Raw genomic sequence first — 21,310 nt, 5'->3', positions numbered from 1 at the left:
TTTCGCCGCTTTGTTTACAATTATAAGAAATTAAATTTCAAAAAGCTATAATTTGCGCATTAGAAAATAAAAAAGAAGGAAAAAGATGAAATTTGAACCAAAATTTAGCCTTTTTTGCGGCGCGACAGGGGTAAATTTGACCCACGAGGCGAGCGAAAATTTAGGCAAAAACGGTAGTAAGGCGGCGAAATTTGACGGCGAGGCTTACGCGAAAGCCCGTCAAAACGATGTTAAATAAGGAAAAGATAAAGGAATTACTGAACCAAAGATTTGAAAATGACATTCACAAAAAACTTTCAGAAATTCCTACGCCTGATGCGTTAAAGGATGTATTTAAGGGTGCCGAGCGCATAAAGCGTGCGATCGAGCGAAACGAAAAGATCGTCATCGTCGGCGACTACGACGTGGACGGCGTGATTGCCAGCGTCATAATGGCCGAGTTTTTCGATGATTTGGGTGTTAGCGAGTATTTCGTGCGTATCCCAAATCGCTTTAGCGACGGCTATGGGCTAAATCCGCAAATCGTCGAAGAGATCGCAGACACCGGCCTCATCGTGACCGTAGATAACGGCATCTCGGCAAACGACGCGGCTCAAATTTGCAAGCAAAAAGGCATCGATCTCATCATCACCGATCACCACATGCCGCCCGACGTCCTGCCCGAGGCCTATGCGATCATAAACCCGAAGCAAAAGGATTGCCACTTTCCAAACGTCGAAATTTGCGGCGCTCAGGTCGCGTGGTATCTAGTGGGCGCGCTAAAAGACGTGTGCCGCATCAACTACGATATGGGCAAATTTCTCGACCTCCTAGCCATCGCGATAATCGCCGATATGATGGAGCTTCGCGACCTAAACCGCATCCTGGTTAAGCTTGGCGTAAACCGCCTAAACAGCTCGCGCAGGCCAGCGTTTACCGCGATAAAGCAGCTTTATGGCAAGGATAAATTCGAGTGCGACGACATCAGCTTTCTCATCGCGCCGCTCATCAACTCCTCGGGCCGTATGGACGATGCGAGCGTGTCTTTTGAGTTTTTGCGCGCCAAAAGCTTAGACCGCGCCTGCGAGTGCCTCGACACCATCGTGAGCTTTAACAACTCGCGCAAGGAGGAGGAGCGCACGCTTTTTGAGTGCTCGTTAAAGGACGTGCGCGAGGACGAACACATCATCGTGACGTGGGGCAGAGGCTGGCACGAGGGCGTCATCGGTATCGTCGCATCGCGTCTGGCAAAGCAGTTTAAAAAGCCCGCCATCGTTTTTAGTATCGACGAAAACCGCGCCAAAGGTAGCGCTAGAAGCGTGGGCAAGCTAGACATCCTCTCGCTCATCGCTAGCCACGAAAATTTACTCGCGGGCTACGGCGGGCATAAGGGGGCGGCAGGCATCGTGATAGATCCGGTAAATTTAGAAGCGTTTAAAAACGCGATAAATAGCTCGTGTATGCTGATGGATTTGCACGAATTTAGCGCGTTTGACGAGCCTTTGGGTGAGATAGAAGCCGGCGAAGTGGACTTTGAGCTGCTTGAAATTTTGGAGCATTTCGAGCCCTACGGACAGAAAAATCCGCGCCCGCTCTTTGAAATCAAATCCGTCGTCGTCAAAAACAAAAAACTAATCGGCAGAGAACAAAATCACCTAAAACTCATCCTGCAAAAAGACGGCAAGTGCCTAGAGGCGCTCTTTTTTAACTTCACTCGCGAGCCGCATACGGGCGAGAGCATAGACCTAGTTTTTTCGGTATCGAAAAACTCGTTTCGCGGACTCGTTACGCCGCAGCTACTGGTAAAAGAGATATCGTGAATTCGGCTCGCTATGCCTGGATTTTGGATTAAATTTAGAGATTTTTCGGCGGGTATTTTATGGCTAAATCTAAACAAATAAAAAATAAATCTAGCAAAAAGAAAACTATTTTTAGTCAGTTAATAACCTATGATATTTTATTTTATACGTTTATCGCTATCGTCGCCGTTATCTTATATATCATTAGCACGTTTATTCATAAAGAGAAAAAGATAGTCTGCGAAGAACAGCCGCCCGAAGTCATGCTAGCAGCACTCAGAGAAGGTACGCCAGACGCGATAAGGGAGGCAATGAAAAAGGTAAACTGTAGAGAAGTAGAAGTATACAGGCATTCTCGCCATAAAAGATTTTTCTCAAGAAGAGCGCACTAGATAAATTTAATACTGGCATTTAAAATTTGTGCTTAAATTCGGCAAAATCATGCGATGATTTTTTAAATCGCACCGCAAAACGGTAATTTATCGCAAATAATATAGAAATTTAAAAACCTACGAGATAAATTTAAGATTTTGTAAAAATTCATTTTTGATATTTGCCGTCTTGTTTAAGGCATGACTCTAATTTTATATCGAATTTAAAAGCAAAATGCCGCAATTTAAACACGCAATCGTCATCACGGGCAGCATCGGCAGCGGCAAAAGCACGGTTTGCGAGATACTCCGCGAGCGGGGATTTGAGATCATCGACGCGGACTCTATCGCCCACGAACAGCTAAATTTGTGCGTGAGCGAGGTTGCGGCGGAGTTTGGAGACGAGGTTTTAAATGGCGGCAAAATAGATAGAAAAAAGCTCGGCGCGCTAGTTTTTAACGACGCGTATAAGCTAAAAATTTTAGAGCGAATTTTGCATCCAAAGATTAGGCTTGAAATTTTATCTCGCGCGGCAAAGCTAGAAAGCGCGGGCAGGACGTATTTTGTGGGTATTCCGCTATTTTTTGAAAGGCGGGACGCTGGCAAAAGAGCTTTTAGCTCAGCTAAAGTGTGATTTTCCGCACCTTGGCGTACTAGCTATCACGCACTAAGAGGAGCTTAAATTTATTTTTGACAAGGTTATTGATATCGGTTCTGTCAAGCAAATGCAACCATCTACAGTTCAAATGAAGCAAGCTTGACTTTACAAAAAAAAAAAAAAAACGATACAATTTTCTACAAATTTATTAGTAGGAGAAAAGATGAAAAAGATTTTATTTTCATTGATTTTAGGCGCGTTCGTGATGGTTGGCTGCGGAAGCGACGAGGCAAAAACGCCCGAGGAATTGGGCGCGATAGTCGTTAAAACCATCAAAAATAATCCAGTCGATATGGCGTTTTTAGTTAAAATCGATAGCAAAGACGAGCAGGATAGAATAGCAAAAAAGATAGAAAATGAGCTAGAAAAAAATAAATCGGATAAGATACTTGACGCATCCGTTTATAGGATAGACGTGCTGGGCCCTAGACATGCCGAGCTTGCGATTAAAGTACAATTTTCAAGCGGAGAGAGGATTCGTAGATTTAATATTGAAAAATTTGACGAGACTTGGTATTTAAAAAATCCGTTTTAAATTTAAGCCTGGAGCCAAATCGCCCAAAAATTATTTTAAAGCAACCTTTGCTTTTAAGTCCGGCGATAAAGCGCGAATAGCTAACATCTCGGCGGCACGCAGCGTTAATGCGCGCTACCTGTAAGCGGCAAAAGTCGCGTTTTGGGGGCGTCTATCGCCGGCTAAGCTTGCTAGCACCGCGCCAAAAACGCCCAAGTAGTCCCGCCAAAAAGCAAAACGTTAAAAGTTGCGATTAAAATTTCAGTGATTTAAAATTTTAAGCCCTTTTAAAAATGCAAATTTTACCGCAGCGTCGCTCTCAAAAGATTTTGCGTCAAATCCCTGCGAGGTGCCGGCAAATTTATCGTAAAGCTTGTAAAATCTGCCTCTAAAAGAGCAGTCGTTTAAAAATACGTTAAAAAACGCCTCCGCAGCGTCCCTATCGCCGAAATAAAACATGAAAAAAATCGGATATAAATCGGTATCTTTTAAATTCGGATTAAATTTAGTTCCGTGCCGCATCATAAACTCCACTGCCTTTCGTTTATCCTCAAACAGCTCAAAAATAGGCAGCGTGTAGTCCTTGATAGCTGCGCTAATCTCGCACACGCTAGGCTCAAAGCCGGCACCTGCGAGCTGCCAGTCGCGAAACTGTTTGTGCGGCGTGAGATAGCCCAGCTGCTTGGCAAACACTAGATCAGTCGCGTAGGGTAGCTCCTCTTGCATCAATTTTTTTAGGCTTTTGCAGTAGATCGCGACGTGCGGCAGGATCTCCACGCTACTCTCGTAATTATGCATGCTTGACTGAAAATAAATCTCAAACCAAACGTCCTTATCGGCGCTTTTTTTGCTTATTTTTTGCCCTTTTTGCGTGGGTTTAAAGTCCGCAAAATTCGCCGCGATCTCATTGCAGCCGTTTAAAAATATATCGCACGGAGTCATGATTTTCCTTTAAATTTCTCGTTTAAATTCTGGCGTTTTGCTATCTGCTGCAGAGTTTAGCCTAGCTTGCACGACCTTTTGCATCGCTTGATTTTTCTTGTTTTTGGCTAAAATTTGCAGCCTCCTTTTGCCGATGCGTTTGTCGGCGGCCTTTAGGATATTTGCAAGCCCCCAATCATCGGCATCAAAATGCTTTTTAAACAGCTCATCTTTGGGCGTGTCGATATATTCGCGGATAAGCTCGCCGATGTCGCTTATGCCGCTATCATACGGATAAAATTTCGCTAGAGCGCCGCCCTGCGCTAGGCTTTTTATGCGGCCGTCTTTTAGTGCGAAATCCTTCGGGTAATCAAAAATAATCTCGCCCGCAAGCGTGATAAAATATCGCGGCAAATCCGTGCCGCCGCGCCTGCTTTGCATCCTATAAACCGCGCAGTGTATCTGAAAATCGATGCCCTCGTCCACGAGTTCGTAAAACCGTTTTTGAAGCTTACTCCAGCGTTTCATTTTTACCCTTTATTTCGTTTTTTAGGTTGATTAGCGCATCGGAGCGTATGATAGCACGCGGCTATAAAATACATCTTAATCTAAATATGAATTTTAACTAAATATTTTTAAAATACGGGCGGGCGGGCGACGACACTAATTTCAATCCTGTTTAGCGGCTAAACGTACGCTAGCTCTATTCGTCTAAACCGACCGCTTTTAAAGCATAAATTTGACCTAGCTTTTTTCATGGCTTTTGCAGGATTTTGGGCAAAGTAGCTAAATTTACTCGCAATCTTTGCTTTCAAGCTTTACTCGAATCAACTCTTTAGCGCCCAAAAAATAGACAAAATCCACGCCGTCAGCTATCTCGCGTACGGCCTTTAACCGCGTATCCTCGCAAAATTCTTTTTTGAGTTCCTTTGTTTGCTCCTCTTTTAGCTCGGCGATATCTTTATCATTTAGCGCGTTTTCATCTGTTTCTAGCCCTTTACCAAGCGCATAATGATAAACAAAACGGCGGTTTTCGCAGACGATTTTTTCTAGCGTATTTATCTCGTCTAGTTTTCTCGGGAGACCTGAATTTAGTCGCGCCAGCATTTCTTTTACATTTGGCGCTTCGCATAGGTTTTCTTTCATTTGTTCTTTTGCGTATTCTACCTTGCTACCTATAAAAACTTCTACGCCGATCCAGATCGCGACGGCGATGCCTAAGATAATAAATAAAAATTTGTTGAGTTTGTTTAGGTTTTGATTTAGCTTTTGTATATCCATTTTTGCTCCTTAAATTTGAGGCGGTATTTTATCGGAAAAACGAAAAACAAAAATTAAAATTTGGAGTGGAATTTGTTTTATTGAGATTTTTTTGGGGGGGGGGGACGATCAAATTTAATTAAAATAAATAATCAAAGAAAAAGGAGCGGGAAACCGCTCCTGAGTATTATAAAGCAGCCTTTGCTTTTGAAGCTAGCTCGCTGAAAGCTTTTGCGTCATTCATAGCTAGATCGGCTAAGATTTTTCTATCAAGCTCGATATTTGCTTTTTTAAGTCCCGCGATAAAGCGAGAATAGCTAATGTCGTTTAGGCGGCACGCAGCATTTATGCGCACTATCCACAAGCGGCGGAAGTCGCGTTTCTTGCGGCGTCTGTCGCGGTAAGCATAGACCAAACTTCTTTCTAATTGCTCTTTAGCTTTTCTAAAGTGTTTGTGTCTAGCGCTGAAAAAACCTCTAGCTAGTTTTAAAACTTTTTTATGGCGTCTTCTTCTAACTACGCCTGTTTTTACTCTTGCCATATTTATCCTTTACAAATCGGCGCTCACTGAGTGAGTCTTGCCCCAAATTTGGGGGAGTTTGGAATGACTTTTTGTCAAAAACTTAAATTCCGAGCATCGCTTTGACGCTTGCGACGTTTGTGCTGTCTACGTATTGAGGCGAGCGTAAATCTCTCTTGCGGTTGCGAGATTTTTTAGTCAAAATGTGGCTTCTAAAAGCAGAGCCTCTTTTGATCTTGTTTTTGCCCACTTTAAAACGTTTAGCAGCGCCGCGAACTGTCTTCATCTTAGGCATACTAATCCTTTTAAAATTTCTTTTACGCCTTACGCGTAAGAGTGGGATTATACCCAAAATTCCTTTAATAAATTTAAATTTGAAGGTGCGCGCGTCAAAATACAAAACAAATTTACAATACAATCTTGAAAGTAGCTTAAATTTTAGATTTAATTAATAATTTTAGTCCTATAATTTTACTTAGATTTATTATCTCAAATCAAGGAGTAACGATGAAGATGAAGTTTCTCGCCTCTGCGGCGGTAATAAGCGCGATGTTTTGCGCAAACGCGCTAGCTTGCACGACTATTTTGGTTGGAGAGGGGGCCTCAGACGACGGCTCTATGCTGATAGCTAGGAGTGCCGATAGCAAGGCGATAAAGGCGCAGGTGTTTTTGATACATCCGAAAAAAGCCAATCAAAAAGGCGTCCACAGCTCAAAGGCGCATGACGGAGCAAATGATTTTACCTATCCGCTGCCAAAAGAGGGTATGAGATACACGACGATAGCAAACTCCCACACCAAGCTTCACGGTGCGGTCGGCTACAATGACGCGGGCGTCGGCATCAGCGGCACCGAGACCATATATGCTAAAGACGAACTGCTAAAAATCGATCCGTATAACGAAGCTACCGGCATCACGGAGGACGATATCCCGGACGTACTTTTGCCTCGTATGAAAAGCGCGGCGCAGGGCGTAAAGCTGCTCGGCGAGATCGTGGAAACTACGGGTGCGGGAGAGGGTTTTGGCGTAGTGTTTGTGGATAAAAACGAGCTTTGGTACTTTGAAACCGGCACCGGTCATCACTGGATGGCGGTTAAACTACCAAAAGACGAGTACTTCGTCTCCGCAAACCAAGGCAGACTACAAAACTACAAAGAAAACGATCCAAATTTTATGGGATCGAAAAATTTGATCAAATTTGCCCAAGATAACGGCGCCTACGACCCGGCAAAAGACGGCGAATTTCAGTTTACTAAAGCCTACACCAGAGACGACGATAGAGACGTTACTTATAACTATCCGCGCGTTTGCTGGGTGCAGCAGATGTTTAATCCCGAGCTAAAAGACAAGCAGACCCTTGACGGCGGCAACTATCCGGTATTTTTAAAACCGGCTAAAAAGCTAAGCGTACAGGATCTAAAAAATGCTCTTAGATCTCACTACGACGGCACTGCATACGATAACTACGCGAGCAAAGACGAAAATCAAAAAAATATCTACCGCGCTGTAAGCGTCTTTAGAACCTACGAGTCGCACGTCATGCAGGTGCGCCCGTGGCTACCCCAAGAGATCGGCAGAGTGACCTACGTGGCGCTGGGCATGTCGGAGCTTGGCGTTTATTTGCCGTATTACTATGGCCTCGACAAATTTATCGACGGTTACGACAAGGGCTCGTATAAGGCCGACGACGAGTCCATTTATTGGACATATAGAAAGCTGCAAACCCTCGTGATGATGGACTATGAGAAGTATTCGCCTGTCGTGAAAAAGGCCTACAAGGAGTTTGAGGACGCGCTCGCAGTCAAACAGGCTAAATTTGAAGACGAATACGTCAAACTCTATAAAAAAGACAAAGCCAAAGCAAACAAGCTGCTAAACGAATTTTCGATAAATATGATGAAGGAAGCCAAGGCTTTAACGCAAAATTTGACGAACGAAATCTTTACGATGCTAACTGACGACACCGACACCAAGCTAAAATCGCTAAACAAAGGCAAAAAAGACTAGGCAAATTTACGGGGCGGCCTGCCTCGTAAATTTTGCGATAGGCGCAACTACCGGCAAGCTAGGCTAAATTTAGCGGCTAATTTTATTCGCGTAAATTTAGCCGCAGATTTTAGGCATTAAATTTAATCCGAAATTTAGCCGAAAATTCAGGCTCCTTTACCGATTTATTACGATTTCTAGCTAAAATCGCAGTGAAAAAAATCAAAAGGAAATCCAATGGAAAACAAAATCATGGATAGCGTCAGAGGCGGATTTTGGACGAAGCCAGTCATCATTTTCGTCTTGCTTTTGCTGCTACTTATCCCGCTAGGTTTCATCAGCTCGATGATCTCTGACCGCGCCTACGTCAAGCGCACCGCCGAGGAGTCCATCATGCAGCCGGTTGGCGGCGAGCTTAGGATCGAAGGCGTTTTGATCTCGGTGCCGTACAAAAAACAAGCGGCCGTCTATAACGAAAACGGCGTACCTACGGTATCGCAGACTACCGAGCAAATCATGATAGCGCCGCAGTCTTATGAGCTATCGACCCAGCTAAATCCACAGTATCTAAAGCGCGGTATCTTTAGCGTGCCCGTTTTTAACGGCGAAGTCGCGCTAAAAGCCAAATTTGCCCCGCTAAATTTCGAGCAGCTAAATATCGCGGAAAGCGACGTTTTGCTAAGCGAGGCGACGCTAATTTTAGGCGTAGGCAGCAAAAAGACCTTTACCGCATTTCCCGCGCTAAAAGCAAACGGGCAGGATCTCGCGCAGTCTTTTGCGCCGCCTAAATACTCGCCCTTTGGGCAAAGTGTCCACTACAAACTACCCGCAAATTTAGCAAGTGGCGGCTTTGAGCTAGCGGGCGCGCTATCTATGCAAGGCGGGCAGAGCGCGAGCTTCGTTCCTGTGGGGCAGGATAATAAATTTGACGTAAAATCCTCGTGGAGCTCGCCGTCTTTTAGCGGCGGCTGGCTGCCGAAATCGCGCGAAGTTACGAGCAGCGGCTTTAACGCGCAGTGGGAGATCTCGGGCCTTAGCACCGGCGTTCCACAGGCGTGGATCATGGACGGCAGGCGCGAGATGGGATTTGAGGGCGTCGAGGCTAGCTTCATCAGTCCCGTAAACAACTACTCGCTCATCGCGCGCTGCGTGACGTACGCGATTTTGTTTCTGGCGGTGCCGTTTTTGGCGATATTTTTGTGCGAAATTTACAGCCGCGTGCGCATCCACCCGATCCAGTACCTACTCATCGGGGTCGCCGACGTGCTGTTTTACCTACTCGTGCTATCGTTTTCGGAGCACATTAGCTTTCTGGCCAGCTACCTCGTCGCGGCCGCAGCCGTGTGCGCGACGATACTTTTCTACGGCTCGGCGATCTTTCGGGCGCGCAAATGGGGCGTATTTATCGCGCTCGTACACGGGGTTAGCTACTGCTTGCTCTACGGTATCTTGCAGTCCGAAGACTATGCGCTTTTGATGGGCAGCGTGATGATATTTGCGGTGATAGCGTTGGTGATGTATTTAACTAGAAAGATAGATTGGTACGAAAATGGGCTGAAAATTTAGCCTTTTGCGGCTCGTCTCGTGAGTGCTTTTAAATGATTTTTGCTTCGCTGCACTCGCAACTGTAAGCAGAACGTAAATTTCGCCCTGCGACAGACTATATGTCTAGTCTTGGGACGAAATTTACTTCAAAACATTTAAAATCATCTCACGATACTTCGCCTTATCGCTTTAAGCTCAAATTTGACATTAAATTTATAAATTTGAGTCGTCGAGACCCGCATCGCAAAAACGTAAATTTAAATTTGCGACGCTTTGCCTCGCAACTGCTAGCAGAGCGCAATTCAAGCTCCACCCCCCCCCATTTTTTTTACGCAAAGAAATCTAACTCGCAATACCAAATTTGGCATCTTAAAGATGCGGGTCTCGGTGAGTAAAATTTGGATTCAAGATTATTCAAATTCGGTTTTTGTTGCAAATTTACGTCAAGCGATTTGCGTGCGTATTTTGCCGCCTTTGCGAAGAAGCAGGCCGAATTTATAACCGCGAAAGCAAAAAGCGGTAAAATGCGCTAAAAAAGGAAAATCAATAAAATGAGCGAAAATTTACAACACGGCAGTGCGGGCGGGCTGATTTTGGGTATAGAAAGCAGCTGCGACGACAGCTCGGTTGCTCTGCTCGACATCGAGACCTTGGAGCTAAAATTTCACAAAAAAATCTCGCAAGACGCCGAGCACTGCGCATTTGGTGGAGTGGTACCGGAGCTAGCCGCGCGCTTGCATACGGCCGCGCTACCTAAAATTTTAGAGCAGATCAAGGCGGAGTTACCGCGTGTAAAAGCCGTCGCCGTCACGAACGAGCCCGGACTCTCCGTGAGCCTAGTGGGCGGAGTCGCGATGGCAAAGGCGCTCGCCTCGTCGCTGCGCGTGCCGCTAATCGCCGTAAATCATCTCGCGGGGCACGTGTATTCGCTATTTTTGTCGCAGGAGGCGCGGCTGCCCGCGGGCGTGCTGCTAGTTAGCGGCGGGCACACTATGGTGCTAGATATCGGCGCGGACGGGGCTGTCGGCGTGCTGGCTGCCACGATGGACGATAGCTTCGGCGAGAGCTTTGACAAGGTCGCAAAGATGCTGGGGCTTGGGTATCCGGGCGGCGTAGCGGTCGAAAAGGCGGCAAAGAGCGGGCGCGAGAGGTTTAAATTTACCGTGCCGCTGCTTGGCGATGCGCGCACGGCGTATAGCTTCTCGGGGCTCAAAAATCAGGTTCGCGTCGAAACGGAAAAGCTCGCTGAAAGCGGAAATCTGGGCGCGCAGGAGATCGCCGATATCTGTTTTGCCTTTGAAAATACCGCTTGCAAGCATATCTTAAACAAGCTAGAAAAGATATTTGCCCAGCGTAAATTTGAGCGTTTTGGCGTCGTGGGCGGAGCTAGCGCGAATCTAAATCTGCGCTCCCGCCTAAAGGCTCTATGCGATAAATACGGCTGCGAGCTCATCTGTGCGCCGCTGGAGTTTTGCTCCGATAACGCCGCGATGATCGCGCGCGCCGGACGCGAAAAATACCTGCGCGGCGAGTTTGCGGGGCTTGATTTGCAGGCGAGTCCTAGAAGCGAGCTAACGAGGATTTAGATTCGGCTTTTGGCCAAAATTTGCTTTTTAGCTCAAATTCGGCGATTATTACCCCAAATTTAGCTTTTTGTGGCGCTGTTGCGAGCTGGCGAGTATAAAGCACGGCAAATCTAAAATTGGCATGGTGAACTAAAAGCGCCAAATTTATAGAATCTAAAATCGTTTCGCTAAAAAAATACCGCGACAATCGCTGCAAACGCCAAAACCGAATAGATTAAGATTTTGTATATGTTTGTCTTTGCACCCGCTTTTCGCTCGTAAAATACGCTTAATTTGTATTCCGAGCTCTTAAGCGTGCGCCACGCCGCAACAACCGCCATAACTAAAAGTAGCGAGCAAAATTCTCGCGACGGCAAGTCTCTAAAATCCTCCAAAAATAAAATGGTCGCAAGAAGCGTCGCCAAGCAAAACAGCATAAAAAATATCCAGCTCAAAGCGAAGAAAAATACGGCGTCCATTTTGCAATCTATGCCGTGATTTTTATATGCTGCGACCCTAAAGCCGATATAAACGGCAAGCAATGCGCAAGATAGTATCGTGAGCGGGTTAAATAGCGCAGAAAGCGTCATTTGGCCAGTCTCTACGCCCAAGATAGACGCCATGGGCGCAAAAGTAACGAAGGCGCAAAAGTAAAAAAGGATAAATAAAATTCTAGCCTGGAAAATGACGCTAAGAACTGATTTTATGATTTTTAACAATTGTTTCCTTTAAACGTTTGGCGACTTAGGGCTTGAAATTTGACTACGATTTTAGCTAAATTTTAAATGAAATTTATCGACTCTCGTCTAGCGGGTCTTAAATTCGGCGTTGCTATACAATGGTATTTACTTGAGCCGTTTAAATTTGCAAGGCGGCGAGTCGCCTTTTGGTTTATAAATTTAGCCCTTTTATCGCTCGTAAAATTTCATCCTCGCGGCCTAAAAAATCCTTTGCAATGACGATAAATTCGTTATTTTTTAGCGAGGCGGCATCGTAGATCGGGGCTTTGAGCGTCGCTAGATCGATCATCTTTGCGCCCGCACCCGCAGCGATCATCTCGCCCGCGGCGTTATCCCAGATTGAGCTTGGCGAGTAGCGCATGTAAGCGCCCGCGAGATTTTCGGCGATGCGGCAGTATTTGATCGCCGAGCTTAGTCGCGCGATGTCCAAATTTAGAGCGGCTGCGAGCTTGCCGGCCGTTACGTTTTTGCCGCGTTTGCCGCTGATTATCGTTTGCGGCGCGCGCTCTTTTGCGGCTAGAGTTTGCGGGATAAATGCGCCGTTTTTATAAAGCTCTTTTTGCGTTGGCTCGCCCTTTGCCGCGCTATAAATTTCGCCGGTAACGGGCACGTAGATAACGCCAAGAACCGGGCGTCCGTCCTCTATAAGCGCGATGCAGACGCAAAACTCGCCGCTACCCTCGATAAAATCCTTCGTACCGTCTAGCGGATCGATGAGCCAAAACGTCCGCGCGGACTCGCCCAAAATCTTTTCCTCCGAGCAGATCGGGATTTGCGAGCTTTTTAGCGTTTCAAATATCGCCGCATTTGCCGCGAGATCGGCTGAGGTCACGGGCGAATGATCGGTTTTTAAATTTACCTCAAAATTTGAGGCGTTTTTGTTGCGCGCGATTTTGGACAAGGTTGAGCGGGTCGCTAAAATCTCGTCGTCAAAGCCCTTGTGGGCGTAAAATTTCATTATCTCATCGCCTGCTTTTACGGCCGCAAGCTTGGCTAGGTTTAGTAAATTTTGCATTTTGGTTTCTTTTTTTAGCGGCTCGTCTCTTGCGCGCCTTTAAATGAGCTAGAAATTTTCTCCCTCGATGAACTAAATGTTCTATCTTCGGTCGAAAATTTCGTCGCAACATTTAAATTCATCGCAAGACACTTCGCCTTGTCGTTTTGTGTTCAAATTTAAAGTCAAATTTGCGAATTTGAGTTGCCTAGACCCGCACCTTGAAAATATAAATTTTTACCTTAGCTTAAAGAGTTGAGGCGCCGTATTTTTTTCTTTAGACGAGGCGGAAATGAGCCGAGCGAGGGCGCATACATATAGTATGTAACCGAGCTTCGGCGAAATTTCTAACGAAGTATAAAGGAAAAAGGCAAGCCGCCAAATTTAAAATTATTTCGGCGTCCTGTTCGTCTCGCCCACATACAACTGCCTCGGCCTCACGATCTTTATACTCTCCTGCTCTTTTAGCTCTATCCACTGACTGATCCAGCCTGGGATCCTACCGATGACGAAGATAACCGCAAACATATCGTTTGGTATGCTAAGGGCTTTTAAAATCAGCCCAGAGTAAAAATCGACGTTCGGGTAGAGGTTGCGCGAGATGAAATACTCGTCGTTTAGCGCGATCTCCTCGATCTTTTTGGCGATTTTTAGAAGCTCGGTGTTTATGCCGATCTCGTCAAACAGCTTATCGCACATAGATTTTAGCACTTTAGCGCGCGGATCGAAATTTTTATACACGCGGTGACCGAACCCCATCAGCCTAAACGGATCGTTTTTGTCCTTGGCGCGGGCGATGTATTTATCGACGTTTTCTACTGAGCCGATCTGCTCTAGCTGACGGATGACGCCTTCGTTTGCACCCCCGTGAGCCCAGCCCCATAGCGCGCCTATACCAGCGGCGATACATGCATACGGGTGCGCGTGCGTCGAGCCTACGGTGCGAACGGTCGTCGTGGAGGCGTTTTGCTCGTGATCGGCGTGCAGCATAAAGACCGTATCGAGAGCCTTGACCTCGATCGGGCGCAAATTTACGTGCTCGTACGGATAGCTCCTCATCATGTAGAGGAAATTTTCCGTAAAGCCGCGGTCTAAATTTGGATAAATGATCGGCAGGCCGCGCGAAAATCTATAAGAAAACGCCGCAATAGTCGGGATTTTGGCGATTATTCGCATCGCCATCTCGTGGTACTCCTCGGGCTTATCCATGTTTAAGTGATCAAAGTAAAACGCAGAAAGCGCCGAGACCGCCGCCTGCAAGATCGCCATCGGATGCGCCTTATCCGGGAAAGCGTCGAAAATTTTCATCATACCCTCGTGGATGAAGCTGCGTTTTTTAAGCTCGAGTTTAAATTCGTCGTATTGCTTTTTATTCGGTAGCTCTTTATTTAGCAGCAGATACGCCACGTCGATGAAGGTTTTGTTCTCCGCTAGATACGCGATGTCGTAGCCGCGGTACATCAGCTCGCCTTTTAGCCCGTCGATATAAGTGATGCTAGAGCGGCACATCGCCGTCGAGGTATATCCGCGGTCAAACGTAAACATCCCCGTATCGCTAAAAAAGGTCGAGATATCGATGACGTCGGGCCCCATCGTACCGTGCAGTATCGGGAAGTCGTAGCTTTTGCCGTTTCTGTTGTCTGTTAGCGTAACCGTATCGCTCATTTTAGCTCCTTTTGCAAATTTTTATTTTCGTAGCTCATTAGGATTTTGATACAAATCGTTACTATTATAGCCTGAGTTAGGCTCGCTAGTATGAAAGAGAAGTAAAAATTTTCATTTATGCCGCCTGATTTGTAGGCTATGGTAGCAACTGCGATGAGAAGCGTTAGCGGCATCGAGTGCGAAAGCGCGTAAAGAAGGGTCTTACGAAAACCTAGCAAATTTAAAAACACGCTCGCGCTCACGGCTCTAAACAAAGTCATAACTGTTACGATTAGTAGCGCGTCTCTGACCACTCCGTCTATAAAAATAGCATTTAACTTAAAAGTCGAACCGATATGAACGAAAAAAGTCGGCACCAAAAATCCAAAGCCGAAACTCGCAAGCTTATGCGGCAGGTCTTTTTTATGATCAAAAAAAGTCGCTATAAAGGTTCCTGCTACAAAAGCGCCAAATGCAATCTCTAAATTTAGATAGAGCATAAGTGCGATGATGCTAAAAAACAGCGCCATGCACAAACGAATGTCTTTTTCGGCATTATCGTAGTGAGGCATCAAGATGACGCGCAGCTGCGGATACCACCAAAATAGTACGTTTAGCGCCTTAAACGCGCCCGCGCTAAGCGCCAAAAAGCCGCCCAGATATAGCGTCGTGAGCGCAAGCTCGCTACCGGCGCCAAATTTCATATACGCACCGACGAAGGTAAGCGCGGCGATGCTAACGACCTCTCCGATAGAGCCTACGAGCATGCCTAAATTTAGCCAATCTTTATCCTTGCCGTACTCTTTAAAAAGCGTAAAAATCATCCCCACGCTCATCAAAGGAATTATCAAGATAAATAGCTTGTCGATATTAAACGCGAAGGTAGTAAACGCCGAAAGCGCGTAAAGAATAGCGATATATAAGAGTCCGAGCTTTAAAATTTTCTTATCGGTGGTAAAAAATATCTTTAAATCAACCTCTGTGCCGGCCAAAAACATCAGGTAAAAAAATCCGACTTCGCTCACGATTTTAAACATTTCATTATGACCTATGAGTCCTAGGTATCCTGCGAGCGCGCCTAAAATAATCTCCACGGGCGCGATAGGGATGCGTAAAATTTTAGAAAAATACGGCGATGAAAAAACGATAAGAGCTAGAACGATAAGAATACTTAGTCCGTCGGTTTGCAAATTTATCCTTTCTAAAAATGCGCGATTATAGCCTAAGCTTCGTTACGGTTTGATAAATTTGCGCTAATTAAGAAGACTGCTTTGTATTAAATTTTAGGATTTGGGCTTTGAAATTTACGGCAAATACCGAGAGTAAAATAGCCGAGCGCACACTCGGCTAAAATTCACTTTTAAAAAAGGCTCTCGCCTTTAGACAAACTTATTTGAAGAGATTTGATTAAGGCTATCTTAACCCAAAATCGCAAGCAAAGTCCCTAGCCGTAAGTAAATTTGTTAGACTAGGGGCTCGTATAAATTTATGCTATGCGGGATAAATCCCGCTAAAAGCAGAAAAATTTACGTTTTCCAGCTACGCGCTACGCGGGGTTGCCCCCGCTTCGCGTAGAAATGCTTTCGACTACTGGAGTAGTCTCAAGACATTTTGCTGAACGGAGTTAGCTTGGCTCATAGCGTAACTTCCTGATTGAGCAAGGATGTTAAACTTAGAGAAGTTTGCGCTCTCGCTAGCAAAATCAACGTCTCTGATTTGAGATTCGGCTGATTTTACGTTTACTTGAGTAACCGTGATGTTGTTTACGGTTGCAACAAGCTGATTTTGAACAGAACCTAGGTCAGAGCGGATCTGATCAAGAGTTTTTTGAGCAGATTCAGCGATATCCATAACAGCCATAGCGCCGCGCAAGGTCATAACGCCCGCTGATTGATTTACGCTTAGCTCCTTGCTCATTCTTGAAAAGCCCATGGCCGTAGCTAATTTCTTATCTATTTGGCCGCGAACGTCTCTTAGAGAAACAGACTGTTGCTGGCCGCCGTCTGCAGAAAATGCATCCTTACTTAGATTAAGTTTAGTAGTTCCGCCGATTTTTATATCGCGTCCATCCAAGCGAACTAGATTCAAACGACCTACGAAACCTTTGGTTAACGCAGCCGTTCCCTTACCTAGACCTTTTGAAAGGTCGCCGCCTTTTACTTGTATGCCTCGGCCGTCGCGGCTAGTTAAGACCATAGTTCCGGTTTCTGCGTCTACCGAAGCCTCTACGCCGGTTTGGTCTTTTACTTTATTGATAGCGTTTACTAGAGCGCCGTTACTGTCGTTTGCTTTTACATCAAGGTCGCCTATTTTTACGCCGTTGATAGAAAGGCTCTTGATAAGTCCTCCCGGTATCGCTACTGATGCCGTACCTCTCCAAGTTACGTCAAACGTAGCTCTAACGCCCGTTTTATTCGCTACTTTATTGATGTTTTCAGCTAGTGCGCCTATACCTTGACCTAAGCCAAATCCTATATTAGCTTTAGCTACGCCAACATCGTTTACGCCGTCTACGTTTAAAAATTTCATATCGACGACGTTTAAAGAAGCTTTAGAAAGGGCATTCGCAAGCGTTAATAGTTTTGAACTCTCAAATCTCGTTAGACCGATCTTGTCTGACGTAGTAGCGCCGATAGAGGCCTTAACAGTTTGGTTTGAGTAAGCGCCGATTTGGAACTCTTTGTTAGAGAATGTTCCGTTTAGTAGCTGCTGACCGTTAAAAGACGTAGTATTACCGATGTTGTCTAGCTCTTCCATTAGGCGAACGATGTCGGCTTGCAAAGCTTGACGAGAATCGCTTGTTTGACCGTCCTGGGCTGATTGGGTAGCTTTTACCTTGATCGTGTCTAGGATTTTTAGCTGCTCGTCCATAGCTTTATCGGCTACTTGGATGATACCGATAGCATCGTTACCGTTGTTGATAGCTTGACCAAGCGCGCTGGCTTGAGAGCGAAGGCTATCGGCGATAGCAAGACCGGAAGCGTCGTCTGCTGCAGTTTGGATTCTTAGGCCTGAGCTAAGTTTACCCAAAGAAAGAGAAAGGTTGCGGTTGTTACCGACTGCGTTTGCGTGTGTGTTTAGAGCGTTTACATTCGTGTTAATACGAAAACTCATTGTAAATCCTTTTAAGTTTAATTACGACTTCTTGTCGTTCAAAAACTATATCGGACGAAATCAAAAAAACTTTAGAGAAAAAGAAAAAAAATTGCAAAAATTTTAAATTTGACGAGAAAATCCCCGAAAAATCGGGCACAGCGCAGATTAAACAAGCCAAAACGCTCGCAACTGTGTGCAGAGTGCGATTTAAATCCCAAGCCCTTTATAATAAACTTGCAACGCCAAATTTAGCACCTTAAAGGTGCGGGTCTCGGTACGTAAAATTTAGAATTTCAGCAAATAACGGCACCTAGATAACAAAACCCGAGGCAAACAAAAACGCTAAAAAACACGTTAAAAATGCTGCCGAAATTTGCCCCGAGCTAAACAAGAGTAAATTTTGCGTCAGTGGCAAAGCGTAGCGAAGCTAAATCCGCGCGCCTTAAACTCGGCGATATCGCGACTGGCGACCTCGCCCTTTGTCGTGAGGTAGTCGCCGATAACGACGGCGGATACGCCGTGATCAAAGATTTCGTATTGGCGTTCGCCTAAAATTTTCTCGCGACCGCCTGCGATCATCACGCGAGCGTTAGGTAGCGCGCGGACGGTGTCGTCGATGATTTTTAGCGCCTCGTCCGCTGTCATAGGCGGCCGCTTAACGCGTAGCGCGTCGTTTGGTATAAAGAAATTTATCGGACTAGAAAACGGATCAAGCTTCGCAAGGCTAGATTGCAGGCTCGCGCGGTCGGCCTTGCTCTCGCCAAGGCCGTAAATGCCGCCCGTACAGAGCATTAGACCTGCTTCTTTGGCGTCGATGTTGGTCTGCCAGCGCTCGTCCCAGCTATGCGTCGAGCAAATTTGCGGGAAAAACTCGCGCGAGGTTTCTAGGTTGTGGTTGTAGCTAAACACGCCCGCGCTTTTGAGCTCTTTTAGCTGCGGTAGCGTAGCCATGCCGTTGCAAGCGATTAGCATGAGGTTTGGGACTTCTTTATTTACGGCGCGCGCGAGGCGGGCGATCTCCTCAGTCTTTTTGTCCGTGAGTCTTGCGCCGCTGGTGACTAGGCAAAAGCCCAGCGCGTGATTCGCCGCCGCTATCTTGGCCTCGGCGACTACTTGCTCGGCGGTTTTCATTTTGTATTTTTCGATATCGGCGTTTATACCTGCGCTTTGCGTACAGTAGCCGCAGTCCTCGGAGCAGTTGCCGGAGCTGACCGAACAGATGGCGCATAACATAATAGTTTTCATTAGTTTATTCCTTTTTTTGCGGCTTGTCTCACGAGCGCTTTTCCGAGATTTCGCAAAATTTTCGCTCCGCAGGCTATATGCCTAGCGCACGCTCAATTTTGCTTCAAAACTCAAAAAATCATCTCGCGATACTTCGCCTTGTCGTTTTTATGTTAAATTTAAAATTTCTGAGTTGCAATCGATAAGGCGACATATTTTTGCGTTTAGACGAGGTGGAAATAAGCTGAGCGAGGGCGCATACAAGTAGTATGTAACCGAGCTTCGGCGAAATTTCCAACGAAGTATAAACCAAAAAGACAAGCCGCCGCTATTGCTCCGCGATTTGTACCTTCTTCTTACACTTCACACACTCGTGAAACGTCCCCTTTTTGAGCTCTTTTTTGATCATATCGCCGCCGCATTCGTCGCATTTTTCGGCGACCGGCTCGTAGTTTGAGACGAAGTCGCATTTTGGATAGTTTGCGCAGCCGTAAAATTTACCCCTGCGGCTGATGCGCTCGACGATGTCGCCGCCGCATTTTGGACACGGTACGTCGATCTTTTTTAGCTCTTTTTTCGGCTTTGCCGCAGTTTCGCCTTCCTGCGCGCCTTGTTCTGCCTTGGCGATATTGCGCGAGTATTTGCACTTAGGGAAGTTTCCGCATGCGATAAACTCGCCGTAGCGCCCTTTTCGCAGTAGCAGTTCGCCGCCGCACTCGGGGCACTTCTCGCCGATAGGGGTGGCTACTTTTTGGCTTTTTATGCCCGTTTTGCCGGCCGAAATTTTATCCATAAACGGATGATAAAAATCGCTCAAAAGCTTTTGCCAGTCGGCTTTGTCTTCGGCAACGTGGTCGAGCTTTTCTTCCATATTTGAGGTAAATTCGCTATCTACGATATCGCTAAAATGCTCCTCTAAAACGCCCATCATCGTAAAGGCGATCTCGTTTGGCACGAGCTGCTTTTTCTCGACTTTGACGTAGTCGCGAGAGGTCAGCAGCGAGATGGTCGGCGCGTAGGTACTAGGGCGTCCGATGCCTAGGCTTTCTAGCTTTTTAACTAGTCCGGCCTCCGAGTAGCGAGACGGCGGCTCGGTGAAGTGCTGCGAGCTTTTGATGCTTTGCAGGCTCATCTCGTCGCCGATTTTTAAGTCGGGCAAAATTTTATCCTTATCCATATCGCCGTAAACGCGGTAAAATCCGTCAAACAGCACCTTGCGGCCGCTTATTTTAAACTCGCCCTTTGCGCCCGCGACGAATACGTTTTGCGTCTGGCTAATGCTAGCGCTCATCTGGCAGGCTAAAAAGCGGTTGTAGATGAGCGTGTAGAGGCGCAGTGCGTCTTTTTCTAGATATTGCGCGGCGATAGCGGGCGTGAAGCTAAGGTTTGTCGGGCGGATCGCCTCGTGGGCTTCTTGCGCGCCTTTGCTTTTGGTTGCGTAAATTTTAGCCTTAGCGGGCAGGTAGCGTTCGCCGTACTCTTTTTCTATCGTCTCGCGCGCGGCTGCGACGGCTTCTTTGGCGAGATTTAGGCTATCCGTTCTCATGTAGGTTATCGCGCCCATGAAGCCCTGATGCGTCTGCACGCCCTCGTATAAATTTTGCGCGATCATCATCGTTTTTTTCGGACTAAAGCCTAGGCGGTTGCTCGCGCTTTGTTGTAGCGTCGAGGTCATAAAAGGCGGTGCGGGCTCGGTTTTGCGCTCTTTGGCTTCGATCTCGCGGACGCTAAATTTATCATTTTTTAGATTTTCTACGATAAATTTGGCTCGGTCGGCGTTTGTTATCGTTAGCTTTTCTATCTTTTGCGCTTCAAATTTAACCAGCTCGGCGTCAAGGTCTTTTTTGAAAACAGCGTCGATACTGTGGTATTCGATCGGTTTAAAGTCGCGAATCTCGCGCTCGCGGTCTACGATGATTTTTAGAGCGGCACTTTGTACGCGTCCCGCGCTTAGCCCTTTTTGGATTTTTAAATTTAACAGCGGCGAGAGCTTGTAGCCAACGATTCGGTCTAGCAGGCGGCGGGCTTGCTGTGCGTTTACGCTATCCATATTTATCGTGCGTGGGTTTTTTAAAGCGGCTTCGATGGCGCTTTTGGTGATCTCGTGAAACACGATGCGAGGCAGGCTCTCGGGCTTTTTGCCGATGGCTGCGGCGATGTGATAGGCGATGGCCTCTCCTTCGCGGTCCTCATCGGTCGCGAGGTAGATTTGGCCCGCATTTTTGGCGAGCTCTTTGATCTCTTTTACGATCGCGGAGTGATCGGCACTGATCCTATACTCGGGCGTAAATTTTTCGCCCTCGATCTTGATACCAAATGCCGTCTTTGGCAGATCCCTGATATGGCCTTTTGATGCGATGACGTCGTAGTCTTTGCCTAGAAAGTTTTTTATCGTTTTGGCTTTGGCGGGAGATTCCACGATGATTAAGCTTTTCATTAATATAGCCTTTTTATTTTTTTGCGGTAATTGTAGCAAATTTTTCGCCTAAAAACG

At 46.3% G+C, this 21,310-nt stretch carries 20 protein-coding genes and 1 pseudogene; 8 read left to right on the top strand and 13 right to left on the bottom strand.

Going from position 1 to position 21,310, the window contains the following annotated elements:
• Positions 1–85: 85 nt before the first annotated feature.
• From QZ157_RS03685 to QZ157_RS03665, 5 genes are all read left to right on the top strand, one after another.
• Positions 86–238, top strand: a complete 153-nt coding sequence (locus tag QZ157_RS03685) for a hypothetical protein (protein ID WP_295141949.1) — start codon at positions 86–88, stop codon at positions 236–238.
• On the top strand, positions 228–1,799 hold the full coding sequence (recJ, locus tag QZ157_RS03680; protein ID WP_295142049.1) for a single-stranded-DNA-specific exonuclease RecJ: 1,572 nt from the start codon (positions 228–230) through the stop codon (positions 1,797–1,799). The genes QZ157_RS03685 and recJ overlap by 11 nt, the downstream gene beginning before the upstream one ends.
• A gap of 59 nt (positions 1,800–1,858) precedes the next feature.
• The gene (locus QZ157_RS03675; RefSeq protein WP_295141947.1) at positions 1,859–2,170 is read left to right on the top strand and encodes a hypothetical protein; all 312 of its coding nucleotides are present in this window, start codon (positions 1,859–1,861) and stop codon (positions 2,168–2,170) included.
• A gap of 214 nt (positions 2,171–2,384) precedes the next feature.
• Positions 2,385–2,783 carry a dephospho-CoA kinase gene (gene coaE, locus QZ157_RS03670; RefSeq protein WP_315105677.1) on the top strand — a complete coding sequence of 133 codons (399 nt, stop codon included), beginning with the start codon at positions 2,385–2,387 and terminating at the stop codon, positions 2,781–2,783.
• Positions 2,784–2,970: 187 nt separating this feature from the next.
• Entirely contained in the window at positions 2,971–3,342 is a 372-nt protein-coding gene (locus tag QZ157_RS03665) for a hypothetical protein (RefSeq protein ID WP_295141946.1), read from the top strand.
• Positions 3,343–3,394: 52 nt separating this feature from the next.
• Here the strand turns inward: QZ157_RS03665 and QZ157_RS03660 are convergent.
• The 6 genes and pseudogenes from QZ157_RS03660 to rpmI form a co-directional block, all read right to left on the bottom strand.
• A pseudogene (locus QZ157_RS03660) lies at positions 3,395–3,484 on the bottom strand (50S ribosomal protein L20); the annotation flags it as partial.
• Between the two features lie 98 nt (positions 3,485–3,582).
• The gene (locus QZ157_RS03655; RefSeq protein WP_295141944.1) at positions 3,583–4,263 is read right to left on the bottom strand and encodes a DUF4304 domain-containing protein; all 681 of its coding nucleotides are present in this window, start codon (positions 4,261–4,263) and stop codon (positions 3,583–3,585) included.
• A gap of 9 nt (positions 4,264–4,272) precedes the next feature.
• Positions 4,273–4,770, bottom strand: a complete 498-nt coding sequence (locus QZ157_RS03650) for a hypothetical protein (protein WP_295141942.1) — start codon at positions 4,768–4,770, stop codon at positions 4,273–4,275.
• Between the two features lie 264 nt (positions 4,771–5,034).
• Positions 5,035–5,523 (bottom strand): hypothetical protein, encoded by a 489-nt coding sequence (locus tag QZ157_RS03645; RefSeq protein ID WP_295141939.1) that lies wholly within the window; start codon positions 5,521–5,523, stop codon positions 5,035–5,037.
• A 166-nt stretch (positions 5,524–5,689) separates the two neighbouring features.
• A complete protein-coding gene (gene rplT, locus QZ157_RS03640) occupies positions 5,690–6,043 on the bottom strand; it encodes a 50S ribosomal protein L20 (protein WP_002944116.1) in 354 nt (117 codons plus the stop codon).
• A gap of 82 nt (positions 6,044–6,125) precedes the next feature.
• Positions 6,126–6,317, bottom strand: coding sequence for a 50S ribosomal protein L35 (rpmI, locus tag QZ157_RS03635; RefSeq protein ID WP_002944195.1), 192 nt, complete (start codon positions 6,315–6,317; stop codon positions 6,126–6,128).
• A 212-nt stretch (positions 6,318–6,529) separates the two neighbouring features.
• On the opposite strand from rpmI, the gene QZ157_RS03630 reads away from it, so the two are divergent.
• The 3 genes from QZ157_RS03630 (at position 6,530) to tsaD (ending at position 11,139) form a co-directional block, all read left to right on the top strand.
• Entirely contained in the window at positions 6,530–8,029 is a 1,500-nt protein-coding gene (locus QZ157_RS03630; RefSeq protein ID WP_295141934.1) for a C69 family dipeptidase, read from the top strand.
• Positions 8,030–8,245: 216 nt separating this feature from the next.
• Entirely contained in the window at positions 8,246–9,574 is a 1,329-nt protein-coding gene (gene creD, locus QZ157_RS03625) for a cell envelope integrity protein CreD (RefSeq protein ID WP_295141932.1), read from the top strand.
• A gap of 566 nt (positions 9,575–10,140) precedes the next feature.
• Positions 10,141–11,139, top strand: coding sequence for a tRNA (adenosine(37)-N6)-threonylcarbamoyltransferase complex transferase subunit TsaD (tsaD, locus tag QZ157_RS03620; protein WP_295142046.1), 999 nt, complete (start codon positions 10,141–10,143; stop codon positions 11,137–11,139).
• A gap of 167 nt (positions 11,140–11,306) precedes the next feature.
• On the opposite strand, the gene QZ157_RS03615 is transcribed toward tsaD, so the two are convergent.
• The 7 genes from QZ157_RS03615 to topA form a co-directional block, all read right to left on the bottom strand.
• Positions 11,307–11,837: a hypothetical protein gene (locus QZ157_RS03615; RefSeq protein ID WP_295141930.1), complete on the bottom strand. Its 531-nt coding sequence runs from the start codon at positions 11,835–11,837 to the stop codon at positions 11,307–11,309.
• A 172-nt stretch (positions 11,838–12,009) separates the two neighbouring features.
• Positions 12,010–12,873: a 3'(2'),5'-bisphosphate nucleotidase CysQ gene (locus tag QZ157_RS03610; protein WP_295141927.1), complete on the bottom strand. Its 864-nt coding sequence runs from the start codon at positions 12,871–12,873 to the stop codon at positions 12,010–12,012.
• Positions 12,874–13,242: 369 nt separating this feature from the next.
• Positions 13,243–14,517, bottom strand: a complete 1,275-nt coding sequence (locus QZ157_RS03605) for a citrate synthase (RefSeq protein ID WP_295141925.1) — start codon at positions 14,515–14,517, stop codon at positions 13,243–13,245.
• Positions 14,514–15,686: a cation:proton antiporter gene (locus QZ157_RS03600; RefSeq protein ID WP_295141922.1), complete on the bottom strand. Its 1,173-nt coding sequence runs from the start codon at positions 15,684–15,686 to the stop codon at positions 14,514–14,516. The genes QZ157_RS03605 and QZ157_RS03600 overlap by 4 nt, the downstream gene beginning before the upstream one ends.
• Before the next feature lie 397 nt (positions 15,687–16,083).
• Entirely contained in the window at positions 16,084–17,610 is a 1,527-nt protein-coding gene (locus QZ157_RS03595) for a flagellin B (RefSeq protein WP_295141919.1), read from the bottom strand.
• Positions 17,611–17,997: 387 nt separating this feature from the next.
• Positions 17,998–18,837 carry a biotin synthase gene (locus QZ157_RS03590; protein WP_295141917.1) on the bottom strand — a complete coding sequence of 280 codons (840 nt, stop codon included), beginning with the start codon at positions 18,835–18,837 and terminating at the stop codon, positions 17,998–18,000.
• A gap of 307 nt (positions 18,838–19,144) precedes the next feature.
• Positions 19,145–21,253 (bottom strand): type I DNA topoisomerase, encoded by a 2,109-nt coding sequence (topA, locus tag QZ157_RS03585; protein WP_295141915.1) that lies wholly within the window; start codon positions 21,251–21,253, stop codon positions 19,145–19,147.
• Between the last annotated feature and the right edge of the window lie 57 nt (positions 21,254–21,310).

Source organism: uncultured Campylobacter sp. (genome assembly GCF_905372745.1).
Classification (GTDB): domain Bacteria; phylum Campylobacterota; class Campylobacteria; order Campylobacterales; family Campylobacteraceae; genus Campylobacter_A.
The sequence above is the reverse complement of the archived record's forward strand: the minus strand, read 5'-3'. Positions and strand labels throughout refer to the sequence as shown.

Bases quoted from the DNA above. Each gene is read 5' to 3' on its own strand.
- rplT (WP_002944116.1), bottom strand. From the start codon at position 6,043: ATGGCAAGAGTAAAAACAGGCGTAGTTAGAAGAAGACGCCATAAAAAA.
- QZ157_RS03675 (WP_295141947.1), top strand. From the start codon at position 1,859: ATGGCTAAATCTAAACAAATAAAAAATAAATCTAGCAAAAAGAAAACT.
- QZ157_RS03665 (WP_295141946.1), top strand. From the start codon at position 2,971: ATGAAAAAGATTTTATTTTCATTGATTTTAGGCGCGTTCGTGATGGTT.
- topA (WP_295141915.1), bottom strand. From the start codon at position 21,253: ATGAAAAGCTTAATCATCGTGGAATCTCCCGCCAAAGCCAAAACGATA.
- QZ157_RS03650 (WP_295141942.1), bottom strand. From the start codon at position 4,770: ATGAAACGCTGGAGTAAGCTTCAAAAACGGTTTTACGAACTCGTGGAC.
- recJ (WP_295142049.1), top strand. From the start codon at position 228: ATGTTAAATAAGGAAAAGATAAAGGAATTACTGAACCAAAGATTTGAA.
- QZ157_RS03595 (WP_295141919.1), bottom strand. From the start codon at position 17,610: ATGAGTTTTCGTATTAACACGAATGTAAACGCTCTAAACACACACGCA.
- QZ157_RS03655 (WP_295141944.1), bottom strand. From the start codon at position 4,263: ATGACTCCGTGCGATATATTTTTAAACGGCTGCAATGAGATCGCGGCG.
- QZ157_RS03605 (WP_295141925.1), bottom strand. From the start codon at position 14,517: ATGAGCGATACGGTTACGCTAACAGACAACAGAAACGGCAAAAGCTAC.
- creD (WP_295141932.1), top strand. From the start codon at position 8,246: ATGGAAAACAAAATCATGGATAGCGTCAGAGGCGGATTTTGGACGAAG.
- QZ157_RS03610 (WP_295141927.1), bottom strand. From the start codon at position 12,873: ATGCAAAATTTACTAAACCTAGCCAAGCTTGCGGCCGTAAAAGCAGGC.
- QZ157_RS03645 (WP_295141939.1), bottom strand. From the start codon at position 5,523: ATGGATATACAAAAGCTAAATCAAAACCTAAACAAACTCAACAAATTT.
- QZ157_RS03630 (WP_295141934.1), top strand. From the start codon at position 6,530: ATGAAGATGAAGTTTCTCGCCTCTGCGGCGGTAATAAGCGCGATGTTT.
- coaE (WP_315105677.1), top strand. From the start codon at position 2,385: ATGCCGCAATTTAAACACGCAATCGTCATCACGGGCAGCATCGGCAGC.
- rpmI (WP_002944195.1), bottom strand. From the start codon at position 6,317: ATGCCTAAGATGAAGACAGTTCGCGGCGCTGCTAAACGTTTTAAAGTG.
- QZ157_RS03590 (WP_295141917.1), bottom strand. From the start codon at position 18,837: ATGAAAACTATTATGTTATGCGCCATCTGTTCGGTCAGCTCCGGCAAC.
- QZ157_RS03685 (WP_295141949.1), top strand. From the start codon at position 86: ATGAAATTTGAACCAAAATTTAGCCTTTTTTGCGGCGCGACAGGGGTA.